The sequence below is a fragment of the Azospirillum argentinense genome (genome assembly GCF_000632475.1).
GTDB lineage: Bacteria > Pseudomonadota > Alphaproteobacteria > Azospirillales > Azospirillaceae > Azospirillum > Azospirillum baldaniorum.
Map to the genome: position 1 here is coordinate 764,227 of NZ_CP007794.1, position 21,253 is coordinate 785,479.

The following is a 21,253-nucleotide window of genomic DNA, read 5'->3' on the forward strand; positions in this document are numbered from 1 at the left end:
GAGTGTAGGGTGCCGTGCCCGGGACGCATGGCCGCCCCTGCATAAACGGGGCATAAACCACCCCGGCCTTATTCAGATCGGCCAACCCCGAACCCAATCACCAATTCACGTGAGGGCAGACTCCGATGGCCGACATCCTTGTCGTCGATGACGACCCGGTATCCCTCAGCATCGTCACCAAGATTCTGGAGAAGGAAGGCAACACCGTGACCGGCTGCACCGACGCGCGGGCGGCCATCGAGTCATTGACCTTCCATGAGTTCGACCTTCTGGTCACCGACCTCATCATGCCGGAGCATGACGGCTTCGAGGTCATCCAAGTGGCCAAGAACCTGCGCCCGGACCTGCGGATCATCGTCCTGTCCGGAATCGACGAGCGGGTGCCGCCGGAACTGACCATGCAGGCGCTGACCAAGCTGGGCGTCGCCCGAATGGTCCGCAAACCGATCAAGCCAACGATCCTCGCCTCCGAAGTGCTCGCGGTGCTGATCGCCGGCTGATGGGCTCTGGCCGGCCGGCGTATGGCTTCCTCACGATTGCGTCGGAGCCGGGCTTCCCTCACCCTGCCCTGGCCGACCCGCCCCTCGTCCCAGGGAAGCCCGCATGATCCGCGCCGCGCTCGCCACCGCCTTCTCCGCAAGCCTCCTTATGGGCGCGCTGGCCTTCGCCGGCCCCGCCGCCGCGGCACCGCCGGCCTTCGGGTCGCCGATCGACTGCCGGATCGGAGAGACCTGCTTCGTCCAGAATTACGTCGATGAGGATCCCGGCCCCGGCTGGCGCGACCATGCCTGCGGACGGCTGAGCTACGACGGCCATGACGGCACGGATTTCCGCCTGCCCGACTACACGGCCATGGACAAGGGCGTCGCCGTGCTGGCCGCGGCCGCAGGAACCGTCCTGCGGGTGCGCGACGGCATGGAGGACGTGAACGTCAACGTCATCGGTCGCGACACGGTGATGAAGGTCGGGGGCGGCAACGCCGTCATCATCGAGCATGGCGACGGCTGGCAGACCGCCTACCTGCACATGAAGCGCGGCAGCGTCGCGGTCACCCCAGGCCAGCGTGTAGAGGCCGGGCAACGGCTGGGAGACGTCGGGCTGTCGGGCCTGACCGAGTTCCCCCATCTGCATTTCGGCGTGCGCCACAACGGCGCGGTCGTCGACCCCTTCGTCGGCCAGCAACCCTTCACCGCCTGCGGCCAGGCCATGAAGCCGCTGTGGGACGCCGCCACGGCCAAGGCGCTGGCCTACCGCCCGACCGCCGGCCTCAGCGCCGGCTTCGCCACCAGCCGCGTTCCGGAAGCCGAACCGGCCCGCCACGGCGAGTTCGCCGGGGAGACGCTGAAACCGGACTCGCCCCTGCTGGTTCTGTGGTCCGACATCATGGGCGTCCGCGACGGCGACACCCAGCGAATCCGCATCCTCGACGGCGACGGCCGGGCCCTGTTCGACAACAGCAAGGCCATCACCGGGGACAAGGCGGCGTGGTTCGCCTATCAGGGGCTGAAGCGCCCGGCGTCGGGATGGCCCAAGGGCCCGTACCAGGGCATCGTGACGCTGACCCGCGACGGCAAGACGGTGGTCACGCTGGAACGCCGGCTGGAGGTTCGCTGAGCCGGCAGCCGGCCGTTATTGGGTTGAGCCGTTACTGGGCTGAGCCGTTACTGGGCCGATCCCGTCTTCATGCGGTCGGGAACGCCCTGGGTCAGCAGCGTGGTCAGCCAGCGGAAGTTCGGCGCGCTTTCGGCCTGGAGCGCGCTCTGCACCACCTGCATGGCCTCCTCGGCGTTGGGCGCCGGCATGTCGGGGGTGTGGCCTTCGGCGCTTTGGCCGTTGGACGCCGCATCCCCTCCGCTCTGCGCGAAGACGCTGACGGCGCCGACACCCAGCCGGTGGGCGATCGCCGAGCCTCCGGTGACCGGGCCCGCCGCGGAAGACGCCATCAGGCCCGACGCACCATCCTCGCCGCCGACGCCGTTCAGCTGCTCCAGCATCGCGGCGAACTGACCGGCGAGTTCCCCCGCCTGCCGGGGCGCACCCGTGCCTTTGCGCTCCAGCAGCTCTTCAGCCCGGATGCGCATCAACTGGGAAGCGTCGGCGTTGGCCGGTATCGACATGGCGCGTGGACCCTGCGGCGTTCGGCTACCGGATCAGGGCAAGCAAGGGATGGGCCATCGTCGAGAGGGGCGGAGAAGCGGGCGGTGCGGCCTCCCCGCCGCCCGCGCGCCCGGCAAAAATTTCCGCCCCACCCGGCAAGAATGACCGCTCGCCCGGCAAGAACGGCCCTGCGGCGTGCCCTTGTCCGCCCTCAGTCCCGGAAGTTCAGATACTGCAGGGGCTGCTCGATCTTCAGCCCGCGCACCAGGGCGATGGCGTCCTGGAGGTCGTCGCGCTTCTTGCCGGTGACGCGCAGCTCGTCGCCCTGGATGGAGACCTGGACCTTCATCTTGGCGTCCTTGATCGCCTTGACGATGGTCTTGCCGAGGTCCTGGGCAATCCCCTGCTTGACGGTGACGACCTGACGCAGCGCATCGCCCGCCGCCCGCTCCGGCGGCTTGGAATAGTCCAGGGCGCCGGCGTCCAGCTTCCGGCGGGTGACGTAGACCCGCAGCAGTTCCTGCATCTGTTCCAGTTTGGGGGCGTCGTCGGCCAGAAGGGTGATGTCGTTCTCGGTGCGGTCCACGGTGCAGCGCGAGCCCTTGAAGTCGAAGCGGGTCTCGATCTCGCGGCGCATGCCGTTCAGCGCGTTGTCGATTTCGTGGATGTCGGTCTTGGACACGATGTCGAAGGACGGCATGGGACTCTCTTTGCTCAGGCGGACGGAATCGCGGAACCGTAGACGAGGCCGCACCCCGCCTTCAAGGGGCCTGCACGGAAGCCATGACGAAAGCGGCCGGCAAGCGCCCTCAGCCCGTCGGGTCTCAGGTCGGCTGGCCCGGGTGCTGGAACTCGATCCCCGGATTGCCGCCCGGCCCGCCGTTGCCGGGCGCGTTCTCATAGGGCTTGTCCGGCATCTTCGGCTGCGGCTGCGCGTAGAATCGCGGCTCCCGGTCATCCCAGGATCGCTCGAAGGGCAGCCGCATCATCGGGTTCGTGCCGTTGCGCTGGGCCTCGCGCTGGGCCTCCTGCAACTGCTCCGCCATGCGGCGGTCCCAAGGCAGGCGGTAGAGGTTGGGCGCCTGCTCCCAGAGAAGGGTGAGGTAGATCGCTTCGTTCTCCACCAGCGTGGCGCTCAGCACCTTCGCCTCTCGCACGTTGGCCCCCATCCATTCCAGCGTGACCGGCTTCGGGCGGCCCAGCAGCGCCGCCGGTGCCGCGTAGGCCGCCGGCAGCAGCAGGGCGAACAGCAGCAGGATCACCACGCGCGCCATCCGGCTGCGCGTCCAGCGCAGGGCCGACAGGACGAGCAGCAGGGCGACGACGGCGACGAAGCCGAAGATGACGGTCAGGCTTTCCATGGCGCACTCTCGATCCGACGGGTCAATTCTTCGCCGAGCGCAGCGGCTTGAACACGGCGTTCAGGGACCCCGGCACAAGCTCACCTCGTTCGTTCAGGTTGAAGCGGAAGGCTGTGATCTCCTGCCCCTCGTGGTCCAGCCGGACGCGTGTGGCGGCGATGGTGGCGGCCCCCGATTCATGCTCCGCCTTGACGCGCGCGACCACCCGGACCCAGATGGGAAACACATTCTCCAGGTTGCGGAACATATGCACGTTGACGGTGTACTCGCCCGGAGGAATGCCACGGGAGTAGGAGGTTTCGAAATTGATTTCCGTGGGATCGGCGTAGGCGCCCAGATCGTCGCGCAGCAGGTTGAAGATCAGTCCCGACTTGTTCGAATAGCCGACCGGCACATCGCCCGGCGCCTGCACCCAAAGATCGACGTCGCTGCGCAGCTTGTCGTCCCAGCGCGCCTCGATGATGACGTTTCCCGGCGGCTCCATCCCCGCCGCCGCGGACGAGGAGGACTCGTTCTGCTGGTTGGCTTCGGTCTTCTTGGCCTCGTTGATGAAGGGGACCGCCAGCACCGCGCAGGCCACGAAGCCGCACAGCAGCAGCGTCAGCAGGTCACGCGCGACGAGCACACCGGTTTGGTCCTCGCCCAGGAAGTCGTTCATGGTGTGGCCTCACCGCCCAGGGCGCCGTAGGGGGCCGTTTGCGGCGTGGTGAAGTCCGGCGTCCCCGTCCGCGGAGCCAGCCGCGAGCGGGCGTGGGCCTCGTCCATGATCAGGGCGCACAGCGACGCCGTGGCCCCGCGCAGAAGCTGCAGGTTGCAGGTGGTCCACAGGCACAGAGCGCCGCCGAGCATCGTGGCGTAGATCGCCACGCCCAGACCGCTCGCCAGCGTGGTCACCATGGCGCCGGCCGAGGCGGCGTTGCCCACCATGTCCGGCGTGATGTTCGCGGCGAACAGGCTGAAGCCCCAGGCGGTGCCGATCAGGCCGAGCATGCCCAGCGCGTTGGCGATGTGCTGAAGATGGGAGATCCGCGAGAACAGGCGGATTTCCAGGGCGCGCTCGCTTTCGACCTTCATCAGCCGCCCGCCGCCGAGCTTGGCCCGGTCCAGCTCACCCCCGATCTTCCACACCCGGTAGGCCGACATCACCAAGCCGACCACGAACACGATCCCGATGATCGCGGTCGCCACGGCGATGTGCCCGGTCAAGACCCGGTCCAGCCACCCCTGCACATAGAGGACGAAAACGAACGCCGAAATGGTCAGGTTGAAGGCAACGAATTTCGCCTTGAGGAGCCACTGTTCTTCCATGGTTTTGACCCTGTGACGGTTGCGTGTGTCTCCGGATCGTCATGTTCAGGCGGCGATGGCGCGTAACGGCGGCGCCTCGGGCAGCCGGGCGGCGGTGGCGGGATCAGGAGAGCGGGGGACGGATTGGCGGCGGCACGCGCCGGCGGCGCCAGCGCGGTTGTCCTGGGCGCTGGTGGCGGGACGGCTCCGTTTCGGCCATCGGTTCATCGGCGCACCTTCGCCGGAATTGCGCGATGACGGAGCCATTCAGGAGTCATCCGTCACGTCATGAACCCCGGCCCCGGCCAAGAGTTCCCGACACCCGGCGACGGCTGTGCCGGGTCGACGCGCGACGCCCTTGGGGGAAACCCCCACCATCGGAGAGAAAAAGCGAACGGTCAGGAACGTTCCGTCCCGTCGACCGGTGCCGGCGATCGGGCCGGTCTTCAGGTGTTTTGCGGCCCGCCCTGCCCGCTCACCGGAAGACGGGCGCGGCCACGGCCGTCCTTCGGGAAATGGCCCTTTACGCCACGCCCTTTTCCTTCAGGAAGGGGCCGTACTTCTTGTCGGTACCCTGGATGTGCTTGATCAGCCAGTTCTTCAGGAAGTTCATCACCTCCATGCTCAGCGTGGCGGTGGCGCCGGCGTGGTATTTGCGCTGCACCTCCAGCACCTGATTGGCCAGCGCGTCGTGTTCCGCCTTGTGGGCGTCGCGGTCCGGGTAGCCGAGGCGGGCGAAATGCTCCTCCTCATGGGTGAAGTGCGACTTGGTGTAGGCGACGAGGCTGTCGAGGATGCCGCCCAGCGCCTCCTTGCTGCGCCCCGCGTGGACGGCGTCGAACAGCTCGTTGACCAGGGCGACCAGTTGCTTGTGCTCCTCGTCGAACTGCGCGATCCCGACGCTCAGCTTGTCGTTCCACACCATCAGCGGCATTGCGCCAATTTCCTTCCCAAACGGACCTCGTTTCCCCCCAACGGCGCGGGCAATGACCACGGCCGGCGCGAGGGTATCCCTTTCCGCACGGCGGTTCAACGCCCGGTGAGCCCCGTGACGAGACGCGACGCTCCGATTTGCCCTCACAACCTCGCGTTCCGTGCGTCCTGCATGTCAAGAGGCGCGCCGCCTCGCCTGTCCACCCGGAGCACAGGACACGGAAGAATGCCCTACAAAAAGGTTCAGTTCGTCGCCCACCTCATCTTCACCGGCCCCGACGTCGTCATCGAGCGCGAGTTCGTGACGTCGTTGTTCGGCAAAAGCGTCAGGACGACGGCGAAGCAGCGCTACCTCGGCCTGGACAAGCCGGAGGACGACATCGCGGAGCGCGTGAAGCTGGTCGGCTGTGCGATCGACGCCGCCCGCGCCTCGACGCAGATCGACACGTCCGACGAGACCCTGAAGATATTCATGATGCCGGAGTTCTTCTTTCGGGGAAAAACCGGCGCCTACGAGATGGACGATGTGCAGACCCTCGTCGACAAGCTGCACGCTCTGGTCGCCGACGCCAAATGGAAGAACTGGCTGTTCGTCTTTGGCACCATCGTCGGCAAGTCGGAGCAGGTCATCGGGACGAGCTTGCTAGCGCAATTGATCGCCAAGCTTTTCCCACCGGACACGGAGGCTTACAATTACAGCCTGATCCAAAAGGGCGGCTTCGGCAACGACAAGGAACTGGGGCAGCGGACCGCCTTCGCCGTGCTCAAGGAAAAAAAGTCCGGAATCGACTTCATCCGGGCTGGAACCATGAAGGACGGCGGCATCGCCCTTGAGCGGGTCAAGCATCTGGCTCCGTCCAACACGACCCGAAGCGAAAGCCAGCGCCGCAATTACGACGGCTCGTCGGTCTTCACCCTGGACGGGCTGATCTTCGGATTTGAAATTTGCCTGGATCATCTGGTCGGCAGGCTGCGCAAGTCCCGAAACCTCGCGCCCATCGATGTCCAGCTCATCCCCTCTTGCGGTGCGGAAGTCGACCCGCTGAACATTGCCGTGAAACCCGGCGGCCTCGTCCTGCACTGCGACGGGCTGGGCTGGGGATGCGACGCGCAGGCGGTGACGCTGCCTCCGGTCGTGGCCGTCCCTGCTGAAATCCTGCCCGTGAACGCCGTCGGCGTCCGCGTAGCCGACATCTTCGCGCGGGGCGCCGGGGACCTCCACGTCTTTCCGGCGCTTGCGCTGCCCTGATCCATCCGCGCCGTCGTCAGCCCGTCCATACGAAAGGCCGTATCATGCCGAGAACAGTTCTGAACATCGCCGCGGGCTACATTCCACTCTTCGCGAGCGATTTCGATCGGTGCGGCGTCACCCGCCTGATCAATTTCGATCCACTCGACCAATCCGAAGCCACCCTCGCGCTCCAGGCAGCTCTCAACTGCCTTGTCGGCGATGTTCAGAACGTCCAAGGTCCGGCGGAGGTCGAGTACTTCACTGCCCGACAAGACACCATTCAAGCGATTGGAAACGATCGGATCGATCTCACGATGTCCGTGTCGCCTTACGGATTTGCGGTGGTGGACGAGTGGAACGACGCCCTCATGAATGTTGGAAGCTACGTGATGGTGTTCGGCAACCAAGCCAACACCTTCATCACCCAGGATCGCGCCTTCACCGTCGCCGTCCGCAACAAGTATCAGGAGCTTACCGAGGGGTTGGTGGATGGCTTGGAGGATTGGCTCGGGGAAATCGCGTCGCATGTTCTCTGGGGATACTCGTCCTACCGGACGGCCCTGAACGGCAACACAGCACTCCAACTCTGCAATATCTTCAAAAAGATCCAATAGGCCGATGCCGGGCTTCACGCCCGGCATCGGACTGGATTCATCCGATCGCCGACGCCCTGCCCTATGCCATCTCCTCGGCAAAGTGGCAGGCGACCAGCCGCTCGTCCACCGGACGCAGGGCGGGCACCTCCGCCGCGCAGCGTTCCGTGGCGTGGGGACAGCGCTTGTGGAACGGGCAGCCCGGCGGCGGGTTCAGCGGCGAGGGCAGCTCGCCCTTCGGGATCACCCGCTCCGCCCGCAGCGCCGGGTTCACCCGCGGCGTGGCGGCCATCAGGATGCGGGTGTAGGGGTGGCGCGGCCGGCTGTAGACCACGTCCTTCGGCCCATGCTCCACCGGTCGGCCGAGATACATCACCATCACCGCGTCGGCGATGTGCCGGACCACGCTGAGGTCGTGGGAGATGAACAGGTAGGCGAGGTTCAGCTCCTCCTGAAGATCCATCATCAGGTTCAGCACCTGCGCCTGGATCGACACGTCGAGCGCCGACACCGGCTCGTCCGCCACGACCACCCGCGGGTTCAGCATCAACGCACGGGCGATGGCGATGCGCTGGCGCTGACCGCCGGAGAACATGTGCGGGTAGCGGTCCACCTGATCAGGGCGCAGACCGACCTTCGCCATCATGGCGACGGCCCGCTCCCGGCGCTCCTGCTTGCCCATCGGGGTGTTGATGACCAGCGGCTCCGACAGGATCGAGCCCACGGTCTTGCGGGGATTCAGCGATCCATAGGGGTTCTGGAACACCATCTGGACGGTGCGCCGCAGCTCCTTCATCTCCGCGGCGGTGCGCCCAACCACGTCGCGACCGTCGTAGAGAAGCTGGCCCGAGGACGGCGGCTCGATCATCGTGACGGAGCGCGCCAGCGTCGACTTGCCGCAGCCGGACTCACCGACCACCGCCAGCGTCTTCCCGGCTTCGAGCTGGAAGGACACGCCGTCCAGCGCCTTGACGGTGGCCGCCGGCTTGAAGGCGCCGCGCTTCACCGCATAGTGCTTGCGCAGGTGGATGGCTTCCAGAACCACCGGACCGGTGGCCGGCATGACGTCGGTGAGGATGTCGGTCATCACAGAACCTCCCCGGCGCCGACCGGAGCGTCGGGACTCAAATTGTCGGATAGCGGATAGAAGCAGCGCGCCTTGCCGGCGTCCACGTCGAACAGGGCCGGCCGCTCGATGCGGCAGCGGTCGGTGGCGAAGCGGCAGCGCGGGTTGAACAGGCAGCCCTGCGGCCGGTCGCCGATGCCCGGCACCACGCCGGGGATGGTCGGCAGCCGGCGCTTGCCCAGCGCCCGCTCCGGCAGCGCGTCGAGCAGCGCGCCGGTGTAGGGATGGCGCGGCGCCTTGAACAAAGCGTCCACCGGACGCGTCTCGGCGACCTGCCCGGCGTACATGACGACCACCCGCTGCGCCGTCTCCGCCACCACGCCCATGTCGTGGGTGATCAGGATCAGCGCCATGCCCCGCTCCTTCTGGAGGCGGACCAGCAGGTCGAGGATCTGCTTCTGGATGGTCACGTCGAGCGCCGTCGTCGGCTCGTCCGCGACCAGCAGGCGCGGGTTGCAGGCGATGGCGATGGCGATCATCACGCGCTGGTTCATGCCGCCGGAGAGCTGGTGCGGGAAGGCCGACAGGCGGCTTTCCGGGGCCGGGATGCCAACCTGCTCCAGCAGTTCGATGGCGCGGTTGCGCAGCGCCTTGCCGGACAGCCCCTCATGCACCTTCAGCGTCTCCATGATCTGGAAACCGACGGTGAAGCAGGGGTTCAGGCTGGTCATCGGCTCCTGGAAGACCATGGCCACGTCCTTGCCGGTGATCTTCCGGCGCTGCGACGGGCTCATAGCCAGCAGGTCCTTGCCGCCGAACTGCATGCGGTCGGCGACCACCGTGCCGTTGGAGCCGAGCAGGCCCATCACGGCGAGCGAGGTCACGGACTTGCCGGACCCGGACTCGCCGACGATGCCCACCACCTCGCCCTCGTCCACGGTGAGGTCGATCCCGTCCACGGCGCGGAAGGTGCCGGCGCGCGTGGTGAACTCGACGGACAGGTTCTTGATATCGAGAAGAGGCATGGCAGCCCAGGAATAGAAGGGTTCAGCGTTTCAGCTTGGGATCGAGCGCGTCGCGCAGCCCGTCGCCCAGCAGGTTGAAGGCCAGCACCGTCACCAGGATGGCCACGCCGGGCCAGGTGACGACCCAGGGGGCGCGCTGGAGGAACTGGAGGGACGAGGCCAGCATGGTGCCCCACTCCGGCGTCGGCGGCTGCGCGCCGAGGCCGAGGAAGCCCAGCGCCGCAGCGTCGAGGATCGCCGTGGAGAAGCCCAGCGTCGCCTGGACGATCAGCGGCGCCACGCAGTTCGGCAGGATCACCACCAGCATCAGCCGCAGCGGCCCGGCCCCCGCCACGCGGGAGGCGACGACGTAGTCCTTGTTGGTCTCCGCCATCACCGCGGCGCGGGTCAGGCGGGCGTAGTGCGGGATGACCACGATGGACACGGCCAGCATGGCGTTGACCAGCCCCGGCCCGAGGATCGCCGCCACCACCACGGCCAGCAGCAGGCTGGGCAGCGACAGCAGGATGTCCATGAAGCGCATGACAAGCGCGTCGGTGACGCCGCCGAAGAATCCGGCAACCATGCCCAGCGCCAGCCCGACCGCCAGCGACAGCGTGACGACGATCAGGCCGATCATCATCGACAGCCGCGCGCCGAAGATCAGCCGCGACAGCATGTCGCGCCCGATGTCGTCGGTGCCGAGGAGGAAGGCCCAGCGCCCGCCCTCCTGCCAGACCGGCGGCACCAGGATGGCGTCGCGGTACTGGATGTTGGGGTCGTGCGGCGCCACCAGCTCGGCGAACACCGCCACCAGGGCGATCAGCAGGATCACGGCGAGGCCGGCCATGGCCCCCTTGTTCTGCCGGAAATGGTACCAGAACTCGACCAGCGGGTGCGGCGGCTGGGAAACCGGCGGAGAAGCGGCCGGAAGGGTCTCCGGAACGCCCGTCGTCGTAGGAGTCGTCATGGCTCACCTCACCGCGAATGGCGGATGCGGGGGTTCAGGACGCCGTAGAGAACGTCCACCAGCAGGTTCACGGTCATCACCGTCGTTGCGATCAGCAGCACCCCGCCCTGGAGCGCCGGATAGTCGCGGCGGTTGATGCTCTCGATCAGCCACTTGCCCACGCCGGGCCAGGAGAAGATGGTTTCGGTCAGGATCGCGCCGCCGAGCAGCGTGCCCACCTGAAGACCGATCACGGTGACCACGGGGATCAGCGCGTTGCGCAGGGCGTGCAGGCCGATCACCCGCTTGCCCGCCAGCCCCTTGGCCTTCGCGGTGCGGATGTAGTCCTCGCCCAGCACCTCCAGCATGGCGGAGCGCGTCATGCGCGCCACGACGGCCAGCGGAACGGTGCCGAGAACGATCATCGGCAGGATGAGGTGGTGCAGCGCCGACCAGAAGGCGCCGTATTCGCCGGCCATCAGCGTGTCGATCAGCATGAAGCCGGTCACCGGCTCCACGTAATAGAGCAGGTCGAGCCGCCCGGACACCGGCGTCCAGCCCAGCCCCACCGAGAAGAACAGGATCAGCAGCAGACCCCACCAGAAAATCGGCATGGAATAGCCGGTCAGGCTGATGCCCATCACGCCATGGTCGAAGATCGAGCCGCGCCGGACCGCCGCGATGATTCCCGCGGGCAGGCCGACCACCGTGGCGAACAGCATGGCGAGCGCCGCCAGTTCCAGCGTCGCCGGGAACAGCGTCACGAATTCACTGAACACCGAATTGCGCGTCACCAGCGACACACCGAGATCGCCCTGAAGCACCCCGCCGATGTAGTCGAGGAACTGATGCCACAGCGGGCGGTCCAGCCCCAGCTCGTGCCGCAGTTCGAGAAGCCGTTCGGGCGGGATCCCGCGCTCACCGACGCGCACCTCGATGGGGTCGCCGGGCACAAGGCGGATCAGAAGGAAGGTCAGGAAGGTGACGCCGAGAAAGGTCGGAATCACCAGGCTCACCCGCGTCAGGATGAAGCGTAGCATCGGATCGTCACCGGGGGCTCGAAACGAAAGCAAGGGGGCCGCGGCCCCCTTTTTTACCTCTGCATCCGCAAAGGGAAGCCGGGAGTTTAATGCCCCGGCCACCGCTTTGTAAAGCCGCTTGCTACGCTGAGTTTATTGTTTCAAATCGACGCCGTAGAAGCGATGGATGCCAAACGGGTCCATCTTGTAATCGACCACATTCTTGCTCAGCGCCATATGCACGACCGAGTGCGCGACGGTCAGCCACGGGGCCTCTTCCTTGAAGATGACCTGTGCCTGCTCGTACAGCTTGGTGCGGGCGGCGATGTCGGTGGTGCGCTTGGCCTGGACGACGAGGTCGTCGAACTCCTTGTAGCACCACTTGGCGATGTTCGACCCGCCCGGACGCGCGGCCTCGCAGCCGAGCAGGACGTGCAGGAAGTTGTCGGGGTCGCCGTTGTCGCCGGTCCAGCCCAGCATGCCCATCTGGTGCTCGCCGGCCTGGAGGCGCTTGCGGTACTCGCCCCACTCGTACTGCACGACCTTGGCCTTGATGCCGACCTTGGCGAGGTCCGCCTGCATCATCTCGGCCATGCGCTTGGCGTTGGGATTGTACGGGCGCTGCACCGGCATGGCCCACAGGTCGGTCTCGAAGCCGTCCGGGAAGCCGGCCTCGGCCAGCAGCTTCTTCGCGCGCTCCGGATCGTAGGGGTAGTCCTCGATCTCCTTGTTGTACGACCACATGGTCGGCGGGATCGGGTTCTTCGCCGGGACGCCGGCGCCCTGGTACACCGCATCGACCACGGCCTTCTTGTCGATGGCCATGTTCAGCGCGCGGCGGACGCGCACGTCGTCGAAGGGCTTCTTGGTGACGTTGAAGGCGAGATAGCCGACGTTCAGGCCTTCCTGCTCCATCAGGGTGATGGCGCTGTCCTTCTTCATCGCCTCCAGATCGGCCGGGTTCGGGTACGGCACGATGTGGCATTCGCCGGCCTTCAGCTTGGCGTAGCGGACGGCGGCGTCGGGCGTGATGGCGAAGACGAGGTTGTCGAGCTGCGCCTTGCCGCCCCAATACGGCTCGAACGCCTTGTAGCGGATGACCGCGTCCTTCTGGTAGGCGACGAACTGGAACGGGCCGGTGCCGATCGGCGCCTGATCGATCTTGTCGATCTGGTTCTTCTTCTGCAGGGTCTCGGCGTATTCGGCGGACTGGATGGGCGCGAAGGGCATCGCCAGATTGGCGATGAAGGGCGCCTCGACCTTGTTCAGCGTGAACTTGACCGTGTAGTCGTCGACCTTCTCGATCGACTTCAGCAGGTCCGGCATCGCCATGTCGTTGAAGTAGTCATAGGCGCCGCCGGACACCTTGTGGAAGGGGTGATCCTTCTTCCACTGACGGTTGAACGACCACAGAACGTCGTCCGCGTTGGCGTCGCGGGTCGGCTTGAAGTCGTTGTTGCTGTGCCACTTCACGCCCTTGCGCAGGTGGAACGTGTAGGTCAGCCCGTCCTCCGACACCTCCCACTTCTCGGCGAGGCCGGGGATCACCTTGGTGCCGCCGTACTCGAACTGCACGAGGTTGTTGTACACGGGCAGCGAGACGTCGAAGCTCGTTCCGGTCGTGTTAACCATCGGGTTGAAGTTTTCGGGGCTGCCCTCGGAGCAATAGACGAGGGTCTTGGCGGCCTGGGCCGGCGCAGCAAGCGCCAAGGTGGCGGCAACGCCGAGCCCGGCACCCAGCAGGATGCGCTTCATTCCTAACAACCTCCCGTGTTCGGTCGAATGGCCGCCGGTCTCTTTTGGCGGCCGGTGATGCGGGTTCATTTGGCGCGTGGCCGAATCGTCTGTCAACACGCAACCAAGCGGCATCCCGCAAGCTCCACGGCCGGTGTCAGGCCAAGCGGAATTTCAATCGCGGACCGATCTCCGTGAAGCCCTCGCGCTGGTAGAATCGCAGGGAATCCGGCCAGTCCGCGGCAGACGGAGCGCCCACCTCGACCCGCGTCCAGCGATGGGCGCGGCCATGGTCGAGAACGGCCCGGATCAGCCGCCGCCCCACCCCGGCGGAGCGCGACTCCGGCGTCACGTACAATTCCCGGATCGTCCCGAACCGACCCAACGTGGAGATGCAGGCCCCCTCCGACAGGGTCGCGACGCCGAGCGGACGCCCCGCCCCGTCCTCGGCCAGGAAGACCGTGCAGGACGGGCCGTCGCCGCTCAGCAGGGATTCGGCGACGGCCAGCATGACGGCCCGCGGCGTGTCGTTCTGCCCGGCGGAGAGTTCGGAGAGCAGCGCCGCCACGAGGCCGGTGACCGTGCCCGCATCGGAAAGCCCGGCCTTTCGCACATGAACGTCCCCCATCGCCGCCCCTCCCCGATCTTTTCTTGTGGTCAGCAAGCCTCCGCTTCGATGGTCAGGCTGTCCAGGAGAAAGCTGCCGTCCTCCAGGATGTCGAAGTGGCGGCGCACCTCGTCGGAGGCGAGGTCCTGGAGGGCCCGGATGGCCTGGGCGCGCAGCTCCGGGGTGGAGGTGCGGGCGGTCCAGACGGCGAACTCCATGCGCAGGCGGCGCGGCGTCAGGCCGGTCACCGCGAAGCCGGCGCGCGACAGGGCGGCCATCCATTCCGCGGCGCTGTAGTTGCGGACGTGGGAGGTGTCACGCAGCAATTCCACGGACTGGAGATGGGTGTCCAGCAGCGGGTGCCCTGGCGACACGATGTCCACGAAGACCGCCCGCCCGCCGGGGGCGAGCACCCGCCTCGCCTCGCGCAGGCCGGCCTCGGCGTTCAGCCAGTGATGGGCGCTGAAGCGGCTCAGCACCACGTCGAAATGGCCGTCCGCGAAGGGCAGGCACTCGGCGGGGGCCTGGGTGGTGGTGATGTTGGCCAGCCCTCGCTCCGCCGCGTTGCGGGCCACCGCCTCCAGCATCGGAGCGGTGACGTCCACGGCGACCACCTCGGCGGCGTGGGGTGCGGCGCGGTAGGCGACATGGCCGCCGCCGCAGCCGAGATCCAGCACGCGGGCGGCGTTCCTGCCGCGCAGCGTGTCCTCGATCTGGTCCAGGTCGGCGCCCGAGGCGTGGACGGCGCTGGTCACATAGGCGTCGGCGCGCTGGCCGTACTGCGCGGCGACGACGCCGTGGTGGCTGTTGGTCATGGTGGCGATTCCGTTCGTGTTTGTTGGGGCGTGTCCGTTGTGAGGCCCCAGCATCGGCCGTTCGGCAAACTGGTACAAGGCAAGCGCTTATCCTGGTATAAGCGCTGCCACCATGAGTTCCGACGACGATGCCCGGCACCGGCTGGGCGCCTTCCTGCGCGCCCACCGGGAGCGGCTGACCCCGGCGGAGGCCGGCATCCCGCAGACCGGCTCCGCCCGCCGCCGCACGCCCGGCCTGCGGCGGGAGGAGGCCGCCCAGCTCTGCGGCCTCAGCCCGACCTGGTACACCTGGCTGGAACAGGGGCGCGAGGTCTCCGTCTCGCCGCAGGCGCTGGCGCGCATCGCCGGGGCGCTGCGGCTGACCGCGGCGGAACGCGCCTATCTGTTCGAGCTGTCGCGCAAGCGCGATCCCGACGCCGACGCGAAAGACGGACCGGACCCTCGCCCGGCCACGCTGCTGGCCGCGCTGGAGGTTGTGGCGGCACCGGCCTACCTGCTCGACCGCGTCTGGACGGCGGTCGGCTGGAACGCCGCGGCGGCGCATCTCTTCTCCGGCTGGCTGGGCGGGGCGGAGCGGAACCTGCTGCGCTACGTCTTCCTCGACCCCACCGCGCGGGGCTTCATCGCCGACTGGGAGGACCGCGCCCGCCGGCTGCTCGCCGAGTTCCGTGCCGACACCGCCCGCCGCGCCGGGGATGCGGAGGTGACCGCCCTGGTCGACGGCCTGCGCGCCGCCTCCCCCCGCTTCGCCCGGCTGTGGGAGGACCAGGGCGTTCTGGAGCGGGAGGGCGGCACCCGCGGCTTCACCCATCTCCAGGACGGGACGCTGGTCTACGAACAAGTGACGTTGTGCCCCGCCGGACGATCCGACTACAAGCTGGTGATGCTGCTGGGGCCGCAGGCTCCGTAAGACGCCCACCGACCTTCCCCGGACGCCCCATGGACCGCCAGCCGCGCAACGCCGTCTTCATAGCCTACAGCCTTTATCTGCTCTCCTCGGCCTTCTTCGCCTCCAACGTGGTGATCGGGCGGGCCGCAGCGGCCATCGTGCCGCCGGTTGGGCTGGCCTTCTGGCGCTGGGTGCTGGCCTTCCTGATGATCCTGCCGCTGGCCCTGCCCGGCCTGATCCAGCACCGCCACGCCCTGCGCGCCTCGTGGAAGCGCTTTCTTCTGCTGGGCGCGCTGGCCCAGGGCGTGTGCGGCGCCGTCGTCTACATGGGGCTGGAGCGCACCAGCGCCACCAACGCCGCCCTCATCTACGCCACCAGCCCGGTCATCATCCTGATGATCGCCGCCCTGTGGCTGCGCGAAAAGGTGACGCCACGGCAGGCCGCGGGAATCGCTGTCGCGATGGCCGGCGTGCTGGTGATCCTGACCCGCGGCGACGCGCAGGCGCTGCTGCATCTGTCCTTCAACGCCGGCGACCTGCTGATCCTGGTGGGGTCGGCGACCTGGGCGGTCTACACGGTGCTGCTGCGCCAGACCCGCAGTTCGCTGCCGGTGGTGACGGTGTTCGCGGCGAACGCGCTGGCCGGTGTCGTCGTGCTCGCCCCCTTCTACGCGTGGGAGACGCTGGCCCTGCGCCCCGTCCCGCTGAGCCTGGACGCCGCCGTCCGCATCGCCGGGGTGGCGCTGTTCGCCTCGGTCCTGGCCTTTCTGACCTACCAGAAGACGATCAACCTGATGGGGCCGGCGCGAGCCGGCACCTCGCTCTACGTCATGCCGCTGTGGGCGGCGGTGGCGGCCTGGGCGCTGCTGGGCGAGCAGTTCCAGATGTTCCACCTGCTCGGCGTTCTGCTGGTGCTGCCGGGGGTGGCGCTGGCGACCCTGCCGCCGCGCGCCGCCCCCGCCAAGCCCGCCCCCGGCAAACCCGTCAGCGGATCATCGGAAGCGTGAGCCCCTGCTCCTTCGCGCAGTCCTTGGCGATGTCGTAGCCGGCGTCGGCGTGGCGCATCACGCCGGTGCCCGGATCGTTGGTCAGCACCCGCCCCAGCCGCCTGGCCGCGGCGTCCGTCCCGTCGGCGACGATGACCATGCCGGAATGCTGGCTGAAGCCCATGCCGACGCCGCCGCCATGGTGCAGCGACACCCAGGTCGCCCCCGAGGCGCAGTTCAGCAGCGCGTTCAGCAACGGCCAGTCGGACACCGCGTCGGAGCCGTCGATCATCCCCTCCGTCTCGCGGTTCGGGCTGGCGACGGAGCCGCTGTCCAGATGGTCGCGGCCGATGACGATGGGGGCCTGCAGCTCGCCCTTCGCCACCATCTCGTTGAAGGCGAGGCCGAGCCGCGCCCGGTCGCCCAGACCCACCCAGCAGATGCGCGCCGGCAGGCCCTGGAAGCGGATGCGCTCGCGCGCCATGTCCAGCCAGTTGTGCAGGTGCGGGTTGTCGGGAATCAGCTCCTTCACCTTGGCGTCGGTTCGGTAGATGTCCTCGGGGTCGCCGGACAGGGCGGCCCAGCGGAAGGGGCCGATGCCGCGGCAGAACAGCGGCCGGATGTAGGCCGGGACGAAGCCGGGGAAGGCGAAGGCGTCGGCCACCCCCTCGTCCTTGGCGACCTGCCGGATGTTGTTGCCGTAATCCAGCGTCGGCACGCCCATGGCGTGGAAGTCCAGCATGGCGCGGACATGGACCGCCATCGACGCCTTGGCCGCGGCGACCACCGCCGCCGGGTCGCTGCGGCGCTTTGTCTCGGCCTCCTCCATTGTCCAGCCGGCGGGCAGGTAGCCGTTCAGCGGGTCGTGGGCGCTGGTCTGGTCGGTCACCGCGTCGGGGCGGAAGCGCGGATCGGTCTTGGCACGGCGCACCAGTTCCGGGAACACCTCCGCTGCGTTGCCGAGCAGACCGACCGACACCGCCGTGCCGGCGGCCTGGGCCTCCCACAGGATCGCCATCGCCTCGTCGAGGCTGGTCGCCGAGCGGTCGAGATACTTGGTCTCCAGCCGCCGCTCGATGCTGCGGGCGGAGCATTCCACCGCCAGCATGGACGCCCCGGCCATGGTCGCGGCCAGCGGCTGCGCGCCGCCCATGCCGCCCAGCCCGCCGGTCAGGATCCAGCGGCCTTTCAAGTCACCGCCGTAATGCCGCCGCCCGACCTCCACGAAGGTCTCGTAGGTGCCCTGCACGATGCCCTGGCTACCGATGTAGATCCAGGACCCGGCGGTCATCTGGCCGTACATCATCAGGCCCTTGGCATCCAGCTCCCGGAAATGGTCCCAGGTCGCCCAGTGCGGCACGAGGTTGGAGTTGGCGATCAGCACGCGCGGCGCGTCGGCGTGGGTGCGGAAGACGCCGACCGGCTTGCCCGACTGGACCAGCAGCGTCTCGTCCTCGTTCAGGGTCTTCAGCGACGCGACGATGGCGTCGAAGCAGTCCCAGTTCCGCGCCGCCCGCCCGATGCCGCCATAGACCACCAGCTCGTCCGGGTTTTCCGCAACGTCGGGGTCGAGGTTGTTCATCAGCATGCGCAGCGGCGCCTCGGTCAGCCAGGACTTGGCGGACAGGTCGGTGCCGTGCGGCGCCCGGATGACGCGGCGGTTGACCGGCGGCTTGGTGTCGGACATGTGACTCGTCCCTCTCGAATTTTGCTTGATACGCTTGTTGTTTTCAGACGGCAACAGTGCCGCCGCCCAGGAGGACGGTCAACGTCTCCCAAGGGGTGGAGCGGGTGCGGGCGTGCAGACGCTTGTCCAGCGTGACGAGCGGCGCGCATCGCGCTTCGGCGAGCGCCAGATAAGCGCAGTCATACACGGGGTGATCCAGTTGGCGGGCAATGCGAAGCGCCTGTGACCACAAAACGTTTGGCGGCACCAGCTCGGTCAATGCGCGGGGAATACGCTCCACAATGCCTTCGGCCTGCTCTCCCTGGATGCCGCCGCGTCGCGCGATCTTCCAGACGGCGTTGGCAACCTCGATCAGGATAAAGTCCGGTGCGATCAAGGGCCGGGATGACAGAAGAAGGGCCTCCGCCGTTTCCGCCATTGGGTCCTCGACACCCCAGAGCACCGCGACACTGGCATCCACCACCAGAGTCATCGCTCGCGTCCCTCACGAATCACGGCCGCGACATCAATGGGTGCGCCGGGTGGCGTCAACGCGCGGATGCGCCGAAACTCCTCGACCAACGCCCTGCGGTCGGCAGGTGGCGCCGCCGTCGCTTCTTCGACAATCCTGCCAATTTCCTCTTCGACGGACCGACCGGCGATGCTGGCCCGCATCTTCAAGCGGTCGAGCACATCTTCCTCAATCCTGAGCGTGATCTCCCCCATCGCCGGCTCACCTCCGTCCGCGTTGTCCCGATGATAGCCTACGCTTGGAGCGATTTCACCAGCCGCCCGCTCCGCACCACCGCGCTGCAGGGGTTGGCGCCCAGCCAGTAGCACAGCTCCGCCGGGTCGCCGACGTCCCACACCGCCAGATCGGCAGCCTTGCCAAGCTCCAGCGTGCCGTGGGTGGCGGCCATGCCCAAGGCCTGGGCGGCGTTGCGGGTGACCCCGGCCAGCGCCTCCTGCGGGGTCAGGCGGAACAGGGTGCAGGCCATGTTCAACATCAGCAGGAGCGACACGGCGGGCGATGTGCCGGGGTTGCAGTCGGTGGAGACCGCCATCGGCACGCCATGGCGCCGGAACAGCTCGATGGGCGGCAGCTTGGTCTCGCGCAGCATATAGAAGGCACCGGGCAGCAGCACCGCCACCGTCCCCGCCGCGGCCATCGCCCGCGCGCCCTCCTCGTTTGTGTGCTCCACATGGTCGGCGGACAGCGCGTCGTAGCGCGCGGCCAGCGCGGCCCCGCCGCCGTCCGAGAGCTGATCGGCGTGCAGCTTCACCGGCAGGCCGAGCCGCCGCGCGGTGTCGAACACGCGGGCTGTCTGCTCCGGCGAGAAGGCGATCCGCTCGCAGAAGGCATCCACTGCATCCAGCAGCCCCTCCGCGGCCAGGGTGGGCAGGATGTCCTCGCAGACCAGCGCGATGTAGTCGTCCGCCCGCCCAGCGAACTCCGGAGGCAGGGCGTGCGCGGCCAGTCCGGTCGTCCGCACCGTGACGGGAAAGCGCTCACCCAACGCCCGCGCCGCCCGCAGCATCCGCCGCTCCGTGGCGAGGTCGAGACCGTAGCCGGACTTCACCTCCACCACCGTCACGCCCTCGGTCAGCAGCCGTTGCAGGCGCACGGCGGCGCTGACGATCAGGCTCTCCTCGTCGGCGGCGCGGGTCGCGGCGACGGTCGAGGCGATGCCGCCCCCGGCGCGCGCGATCTCCTCGTAGGTCGCGCCCTCCAGCCGCATCTCGAACTCGCGGGCGCGGTTGCCGCCGAAGACCAGATGGGTGTGACAGTCGATCAGCCCCGGCGTGACCCAGCGCCCTCCTAGGTCATGCTCCTCGGCGGCGCGACCGGCGGGGCGGTCCTTGGCGGCGCCGATCCAGGCGATCCGCCCGTCCTTCACGGCGATCACCGCGTCCCGCAGGACGCCTCCCGGAGCCATGGTGGCCGCATGACCGTTGAACCACAGGCTGTCCCACTCCATCATCCCCTCCCCGGCTTCCCGCCGCTGTCCGTCCCACCTTACATCGCCATGCCCGACACCGACACCACCCCAGCCCCGCGTTCCATGCATCCGGTCCTGCTCTGCGCCGATGACTACGGCCTTGCACCCGGCGTCAACGAGGCCATCCGCGACCTCATCGCCGCCGGACGCCTGACGGCGACCTCGGCCATGACGCTGTGCCCCTATTGGGCGGAGGGAGCGGCGCCGTTGAAGGAACTGGCCGACAAGGCGGACGTCGGGCTGCATTTCACCCTGACCGACCAGCCGCCGCTGGGTTCCCTGCCCAAGCTGGCGCCGGACGGGAAGCTGCCGCCGCTGGGGCGATTGATGAAACTGGCCTACACCAGCGGCCTCGATCCCAAGGAGATCCGGGAGGAGTTGGCCCGCCAGCTCGACGCCTTCGCCGCGGCATGGGGCGGCCCGCCCGCCTACATCGACGGCCACCAGCACGTCCACCAGCTTCCCACCGTGCGCGATGCGGTCGCCGACGCTCTGGCCACCCTGCCGGGCGCCTATGTCCGCCTGTGCGGGGAGCCGGTGGGGGCCGTCCTGCGCCGCGGCGTGGCGGTTCCGAAGACGCTGCTGATCGGCGGGCTCGGCGGCGGGCTGGCGCGGCTGGCACGGGCGCGCGGCATTCCCGCCAACGACCGCTTCGCCGGGGTCTACGACTTCTCCGGACGCCAGCCTTTCCCCGATCTGATGGCGCGCTTCCTCGACCGTCCCGCCGGGCGGCTGCTGGTGATGGTCCATCCCGGCATCCCGGACGAAGCCCTGCGCCGCGCCGACCCGCTGGTGGAGCAACGCCGGGTGGAGCACGACTATCTGAGGAGCCCGGCCTTCGCCGCCCTGCTCGCCGAGCGGAACATTCGGCTCGCCCGCTTCGCCGGGTTCCCGGCGCCCTGACACAACCTCCCGCTTCTCCGCCCCCTCCGGCGGCATAGTCCCGCCGGTCATTCTTGACCGCTGCGATTGTTCGCCCATACCATCATTACGACACGGTCGGATCGGGGGGCTCT

Annotated in this window: 24 protein-coding genes; 7 read left to right on the forward strand and 17 right to left on the reverse strand. The window is 68.1% G+C overall.

The features are described from left to right. Window positions 1-125: 125 nt before the first annotated feature. Together ABAZ39_RS17615 and ABAZ39_RS17620 are read left to right on the forward strand one after the other, a co-directional pair. Window positions 126-500 (forward strand): response regulator, encoded by a 375-nt coding sequence (locus ABAZ39_RS17615; protein ID WP_040134186.1) that lies wholly within the window; start codon window positions 126-128, stop codon window positions 498-500. Window positions 501-603: 103 nt separating this feature from the next. Next, the gene (locus ABAZ39_RS17620; protein ID WP_040134187.1) at window positions 604-1,614 is read left to right on the forward strand and encodes a M23 family metallopeptidase; all 1,011 of its coding nucleotides are present in this window, start codon (window positions 604-606) and stop codon (window positions 1,612-1,614) included. A gap of 47 nt (window positions 1,615-1,661) precedes the next feature. Here the strand turns inward: ABAZ39_RS17620 and ABAZ39_RS17625 are convergent, their stop codons facing one another. The 6 genes from ABAZ39_RS17625 to ABAZ39_RS17650 form a co-directional block, all read right to left on the reverse strand. Then, window positions 1,662-2,117: a hypothetical protein gene (locus ABAZ39_RS17625; RefSeq protein WP_051658214.1), complete on the reverse strand. Its 456-nt coding sequence runs from the start codon at window positions 2,115-2,117 to the stop codon at window positions 1,662-1,664. Between the two features lie 191 nt (window positions 2,118-2,308). Beyond that, on the reverse strand, window positions 2,309-2,797 hold the full coding sequence (locus tag ABAZ39_RS17630) for a YajQ family cyclic di-GMP-binding protein (RefSeq protein WP_040134188.1): 489 nt from the start codon (window positions 2,795-2,797) through the stop codon (window positions 2,309-2,311). 124 nt (window positions 2,798-2,921) lie between these two features. Continuing rightward, the gene (locus tag ABAZ39_RS17635) at window positions 2,922-3,458 is read right to left on the reverse strand and encodes a hypothetical protein (RefSeq protein ID WP_040134189.1); all 537 of its coding nucleotides are present in this window, start codon (window positions 3,456-3,458) and stop codon (window positions 2,922-2,924) included. Window positions 3,459-3,480: 22 nt separating this feature from the next. Continuing rightward, window positions 3,481-4,116: a DUF2135 domain-containing protein gene (locus tag ABAZ39_RS17640; protein WP_040134190.1), complete on the reverse strand. Its 636-nt coding sequence runs from the start codon at window positions 4,114-4,116 to the stop codon at window positions 3,481-3,483. After that, complete coding sequence (locus tag ABAZ39_RS17645) at window positions 4,113-4,766, reverse strand: MotA/TolQ/ExbB proton channel family protein (RefSeq protein ID WP_040134191.1); 654 nt, start codon at window positions 4,764-4,766, stop codon at window positions 4,113-4,115. Before ABAZ39_RS17645 ends, ABAZ39_RS17640 begins: the two co-directional genes overlap by 4 nt. Before the next feature lie 502 nt (window positions 4,767-5,268). Further along, window positions 5,269-5,679: a bacteriohemerythrin gene (locus tag ABAZ39_RS17650; RefSeq protein WP_040134192.1), complete on the reverse strand. Its 411-nt coding sequence runs from the start codon at window positions 5,677-5,679 to the stop codon at window positions 5,269-5,271. Window positions 5,680-5,793: 114 nt separating this feature from the next. On the opposite strand from ABAZ39_RS17650, the gene ABAZ39_RS17655 reads away from it, so the two are divergent. Together ABAZ39_RS17655 and ABAZ39_RS17660 are read left to right on the forward strand one after the other, a co-directional pair. Continuing rightward, entirely contained in the window at window positions 5,794-6,927 is a 1,134-nt protein-coding gene (locus tag ABAZ39_RS17655) for a hypothetical protein (protein WP_144243581.1), read from the forward strand. Window positions 6,928-6,971: 44 nt separating this feature from the next. Then, a complete protein-coding gene (locus ABAZ39_RS17660; RefSeq protein ID WP_040134194.1) occupies window positions 6,972-7,523 on the forward strand; it encodes a hypothetical protein in 552 nt (183 codons plus the stop codon). Window positions 7,524-7,584: 61 nt separating this feature from the next. Here the strand turns inward: ABAZ39_RS17660 and ABAZ39_RS17665 are convergent, their stop codons facing one another. The 7 genes from ABAZ39_RS17665 to ABAZ39_RS17695 all read right to left on the reverse strand — a co-directional run bounded on the left by ABAZ39_RS17665 (window position 7,585) and on the right by ABAZ39_RS17695 (window position 14,696). Next, on the reverse strand, window positions 7,585-8,589 hold the full coding sequence (locus tag ABAZ39_RS17665) for a peptide ABC transporter ATP-binding protein (RefSeq protein ID WP_051658215.1): 1,005 nt from the start codon (window positions 8,587-8,589) through the stop codon (window positions 7,585-7,587). Continuing rightward, window positions 8,589-9,593, reverse strand: a complete 1,005-nt coding sequence (locus ABAZ39_RS17670) for an ABC transporter ATP-binding protein (protein WP_040134195.1) — start codon at window positions 9,591-9,593, stop codon at window positions 8,589-8,591. Before ABAZ39_RS17670 ends, ABAZ39_RS17665 begins: the two co-directional genes overlap by 1 nt. Before the next feature lie 22 nt (window positions 9,594-9,615). After that, window positions 9,616-10,542, reverse strand: coding sequence for an ABC transporter permease subunit (locus tag ABAZ39_RS17675; protein ID WP_040134196.1), 927 nt, complete (start codon window positions 10,540-10,542; stop codon window positions 9,616-9,618). A gap of 8 nt (window positions 10,543-10,550) precedes the next feature. Beyond that, a complete protein-coding gene (locus ABAZ39_RS17680; protein WP_014198674.1) occupies window positions 10,551-11,561 on the reverse strand; it encodes an ABC transporter permease subunit in 1,011 nt (336 codons plus the stop codon). A 132-nt stretch (window positions 11,562-11,693) separates the two neighbouring features. Continuing rightward, window positions 11,694-13,295, reverse strand: coding sequence for an ABC transporter substrate-binding protein (locus ABAZ39_RS17685; protein WP_040134197.1), 1,602 nt, complete (start codon window positions 13,293-13,295; stop codon window positions 11,694-11,696). Between the two features lie 136 nt (window positions 13,296-13,431). After that, window positions 13,432-13,902 (reverse strand): GNAT family N-acetyltransferase, encoded by a 471-nt coding sequence (locus tag ABAZ39_RS17690; RefSeq protein WP_040134198.1) that lies wholly within the window; start codon window positions 13,900-13,902, stop codon window positions 13,432-13,434. Between the two features lie 29 nt (window positions 13,903-13,931). Next, window positions 13,932-14,696 (reverse strand): class I SAM-dependent methyltransferase, encoded by a 765-nt coding sequence (locus ABAZ39_RS17695; protein WP_040134199.1) that lies wholly within the window; start codon window positions 14,694-14,696, stop codon window positions 13,932-13,934. Window positions 14,697-14,808: 112 nt separating this feature from the next. Between ABAZ39_RS17695 and ABAZ39_RS17700 the strand changes: the two genes are divergently transcribed. Next, window positions 14,809-15,606: a helix-turn-helix transcriptional regulator gene (locus ABAZ39_RS17700; RefSeq protein WP_040134200.1), complete on the forward strand. Its 798-nt coding sequence runs from the start codon at window positions 14,809-14,811 to the stop codon at window positions 15,604-15,606. 29 nt (window positions 15,607-15,635) lie between these two features. Further along, on the forward strand, window positions 15,636-16,592 hold the full coding sequence (locus ABAZ39_RS17705; RefSeq protein WP_051658216.1) for a DMT family transporter: 957 nt from the start codon (window positions 15,636-15,638) through the stop codon (window positions 16,590-16,592). Here the strand turns inward: ABAZ39_RS17705 and hutU are convergent. Genes hutU through hutI form a run of 4 tightly spaced genes read right to left on the reverse strand, consistent with a single transcriptional unit; the run spans window position 16,570 to window position 20,216 of the window. Then, complete coding sequence (gene hutU, locus ABAZ39_RS17710) at window positions 16,570-18,258, reverse strand: urocanate hydratase (RefSeq protein ID WP_040134201.1); 1,689 nt, start codon at window positions 18,256-18,258, stop codon at window positions 16,570-16,572. The genes ABAZ39_RS17705 and hutU overlap by 23 nt on opposite strands. 43 nt (window positions 18,259-18,301) lie before the next feature. Beyond that, on the reverse strand, window positions 18,302-18,730 hold the full coding sequence (locus tag ABAZ39_RS17715) for a type II toxin-antitoxin system VapC family toxin (protein ID WP_051658217.1): 429 nt from the start codon (window positions 18,728-18,730) through the stop codon (window positions 18,302-18,304). Then, window positions 18,727-18,963 carry a FitA-like ribbon-helix-helix domain-containing protein gene (locus tag ABAZ39_RS17720; RefSeq protein ID WP_040134202.1) on the reverse strand — a complete coding sequence of 79 codons (237 nt, stop codon included), beginning with the start codon at window positions 18,961-18,963 and terminating at the stop codon, window positions 18,727-18,729. The genes ABAZ39_RS17715 and ABAZ39_RS17720 overlap by 4 nt, the downstream gene beginning before the upstream one ends. Before the next feature lie 38 nt (window positions 18,964-19,001). Further along, window positions 19,002-20,216: an imidazolonepropionase gene (gene hutI, locus ABAZ39_RS17725; protein WP_081863234.1), complete on the reverse strand. Its 1,215-nt coding sequence runs from the start codon at window positions 20,214-20,216 to the stop codon at window positions 19,002-19,004. Between hutI and ABAZ39_RS17730 the strand changes: the two genes are divergently transcribed. Next, on the forward strand, window positions 20,184-21,140 hold the full coding sequence (locus ABAZ39_RS17730; RefSeq protein WP_247874695.1) for a ChbG/HpnK family deacetylase: 957 nt from the start codon (window positions 20,184-20,186) through the stop codon (window positions 21,138-21,140). The two genes, hutI and ABAZ39_RS17730, sit on opposite strands and share 33 nt — an antisense overlap. The last annotated feature ends 113 nt before the right edge of the window (window positions 21,141-21,253 follow it).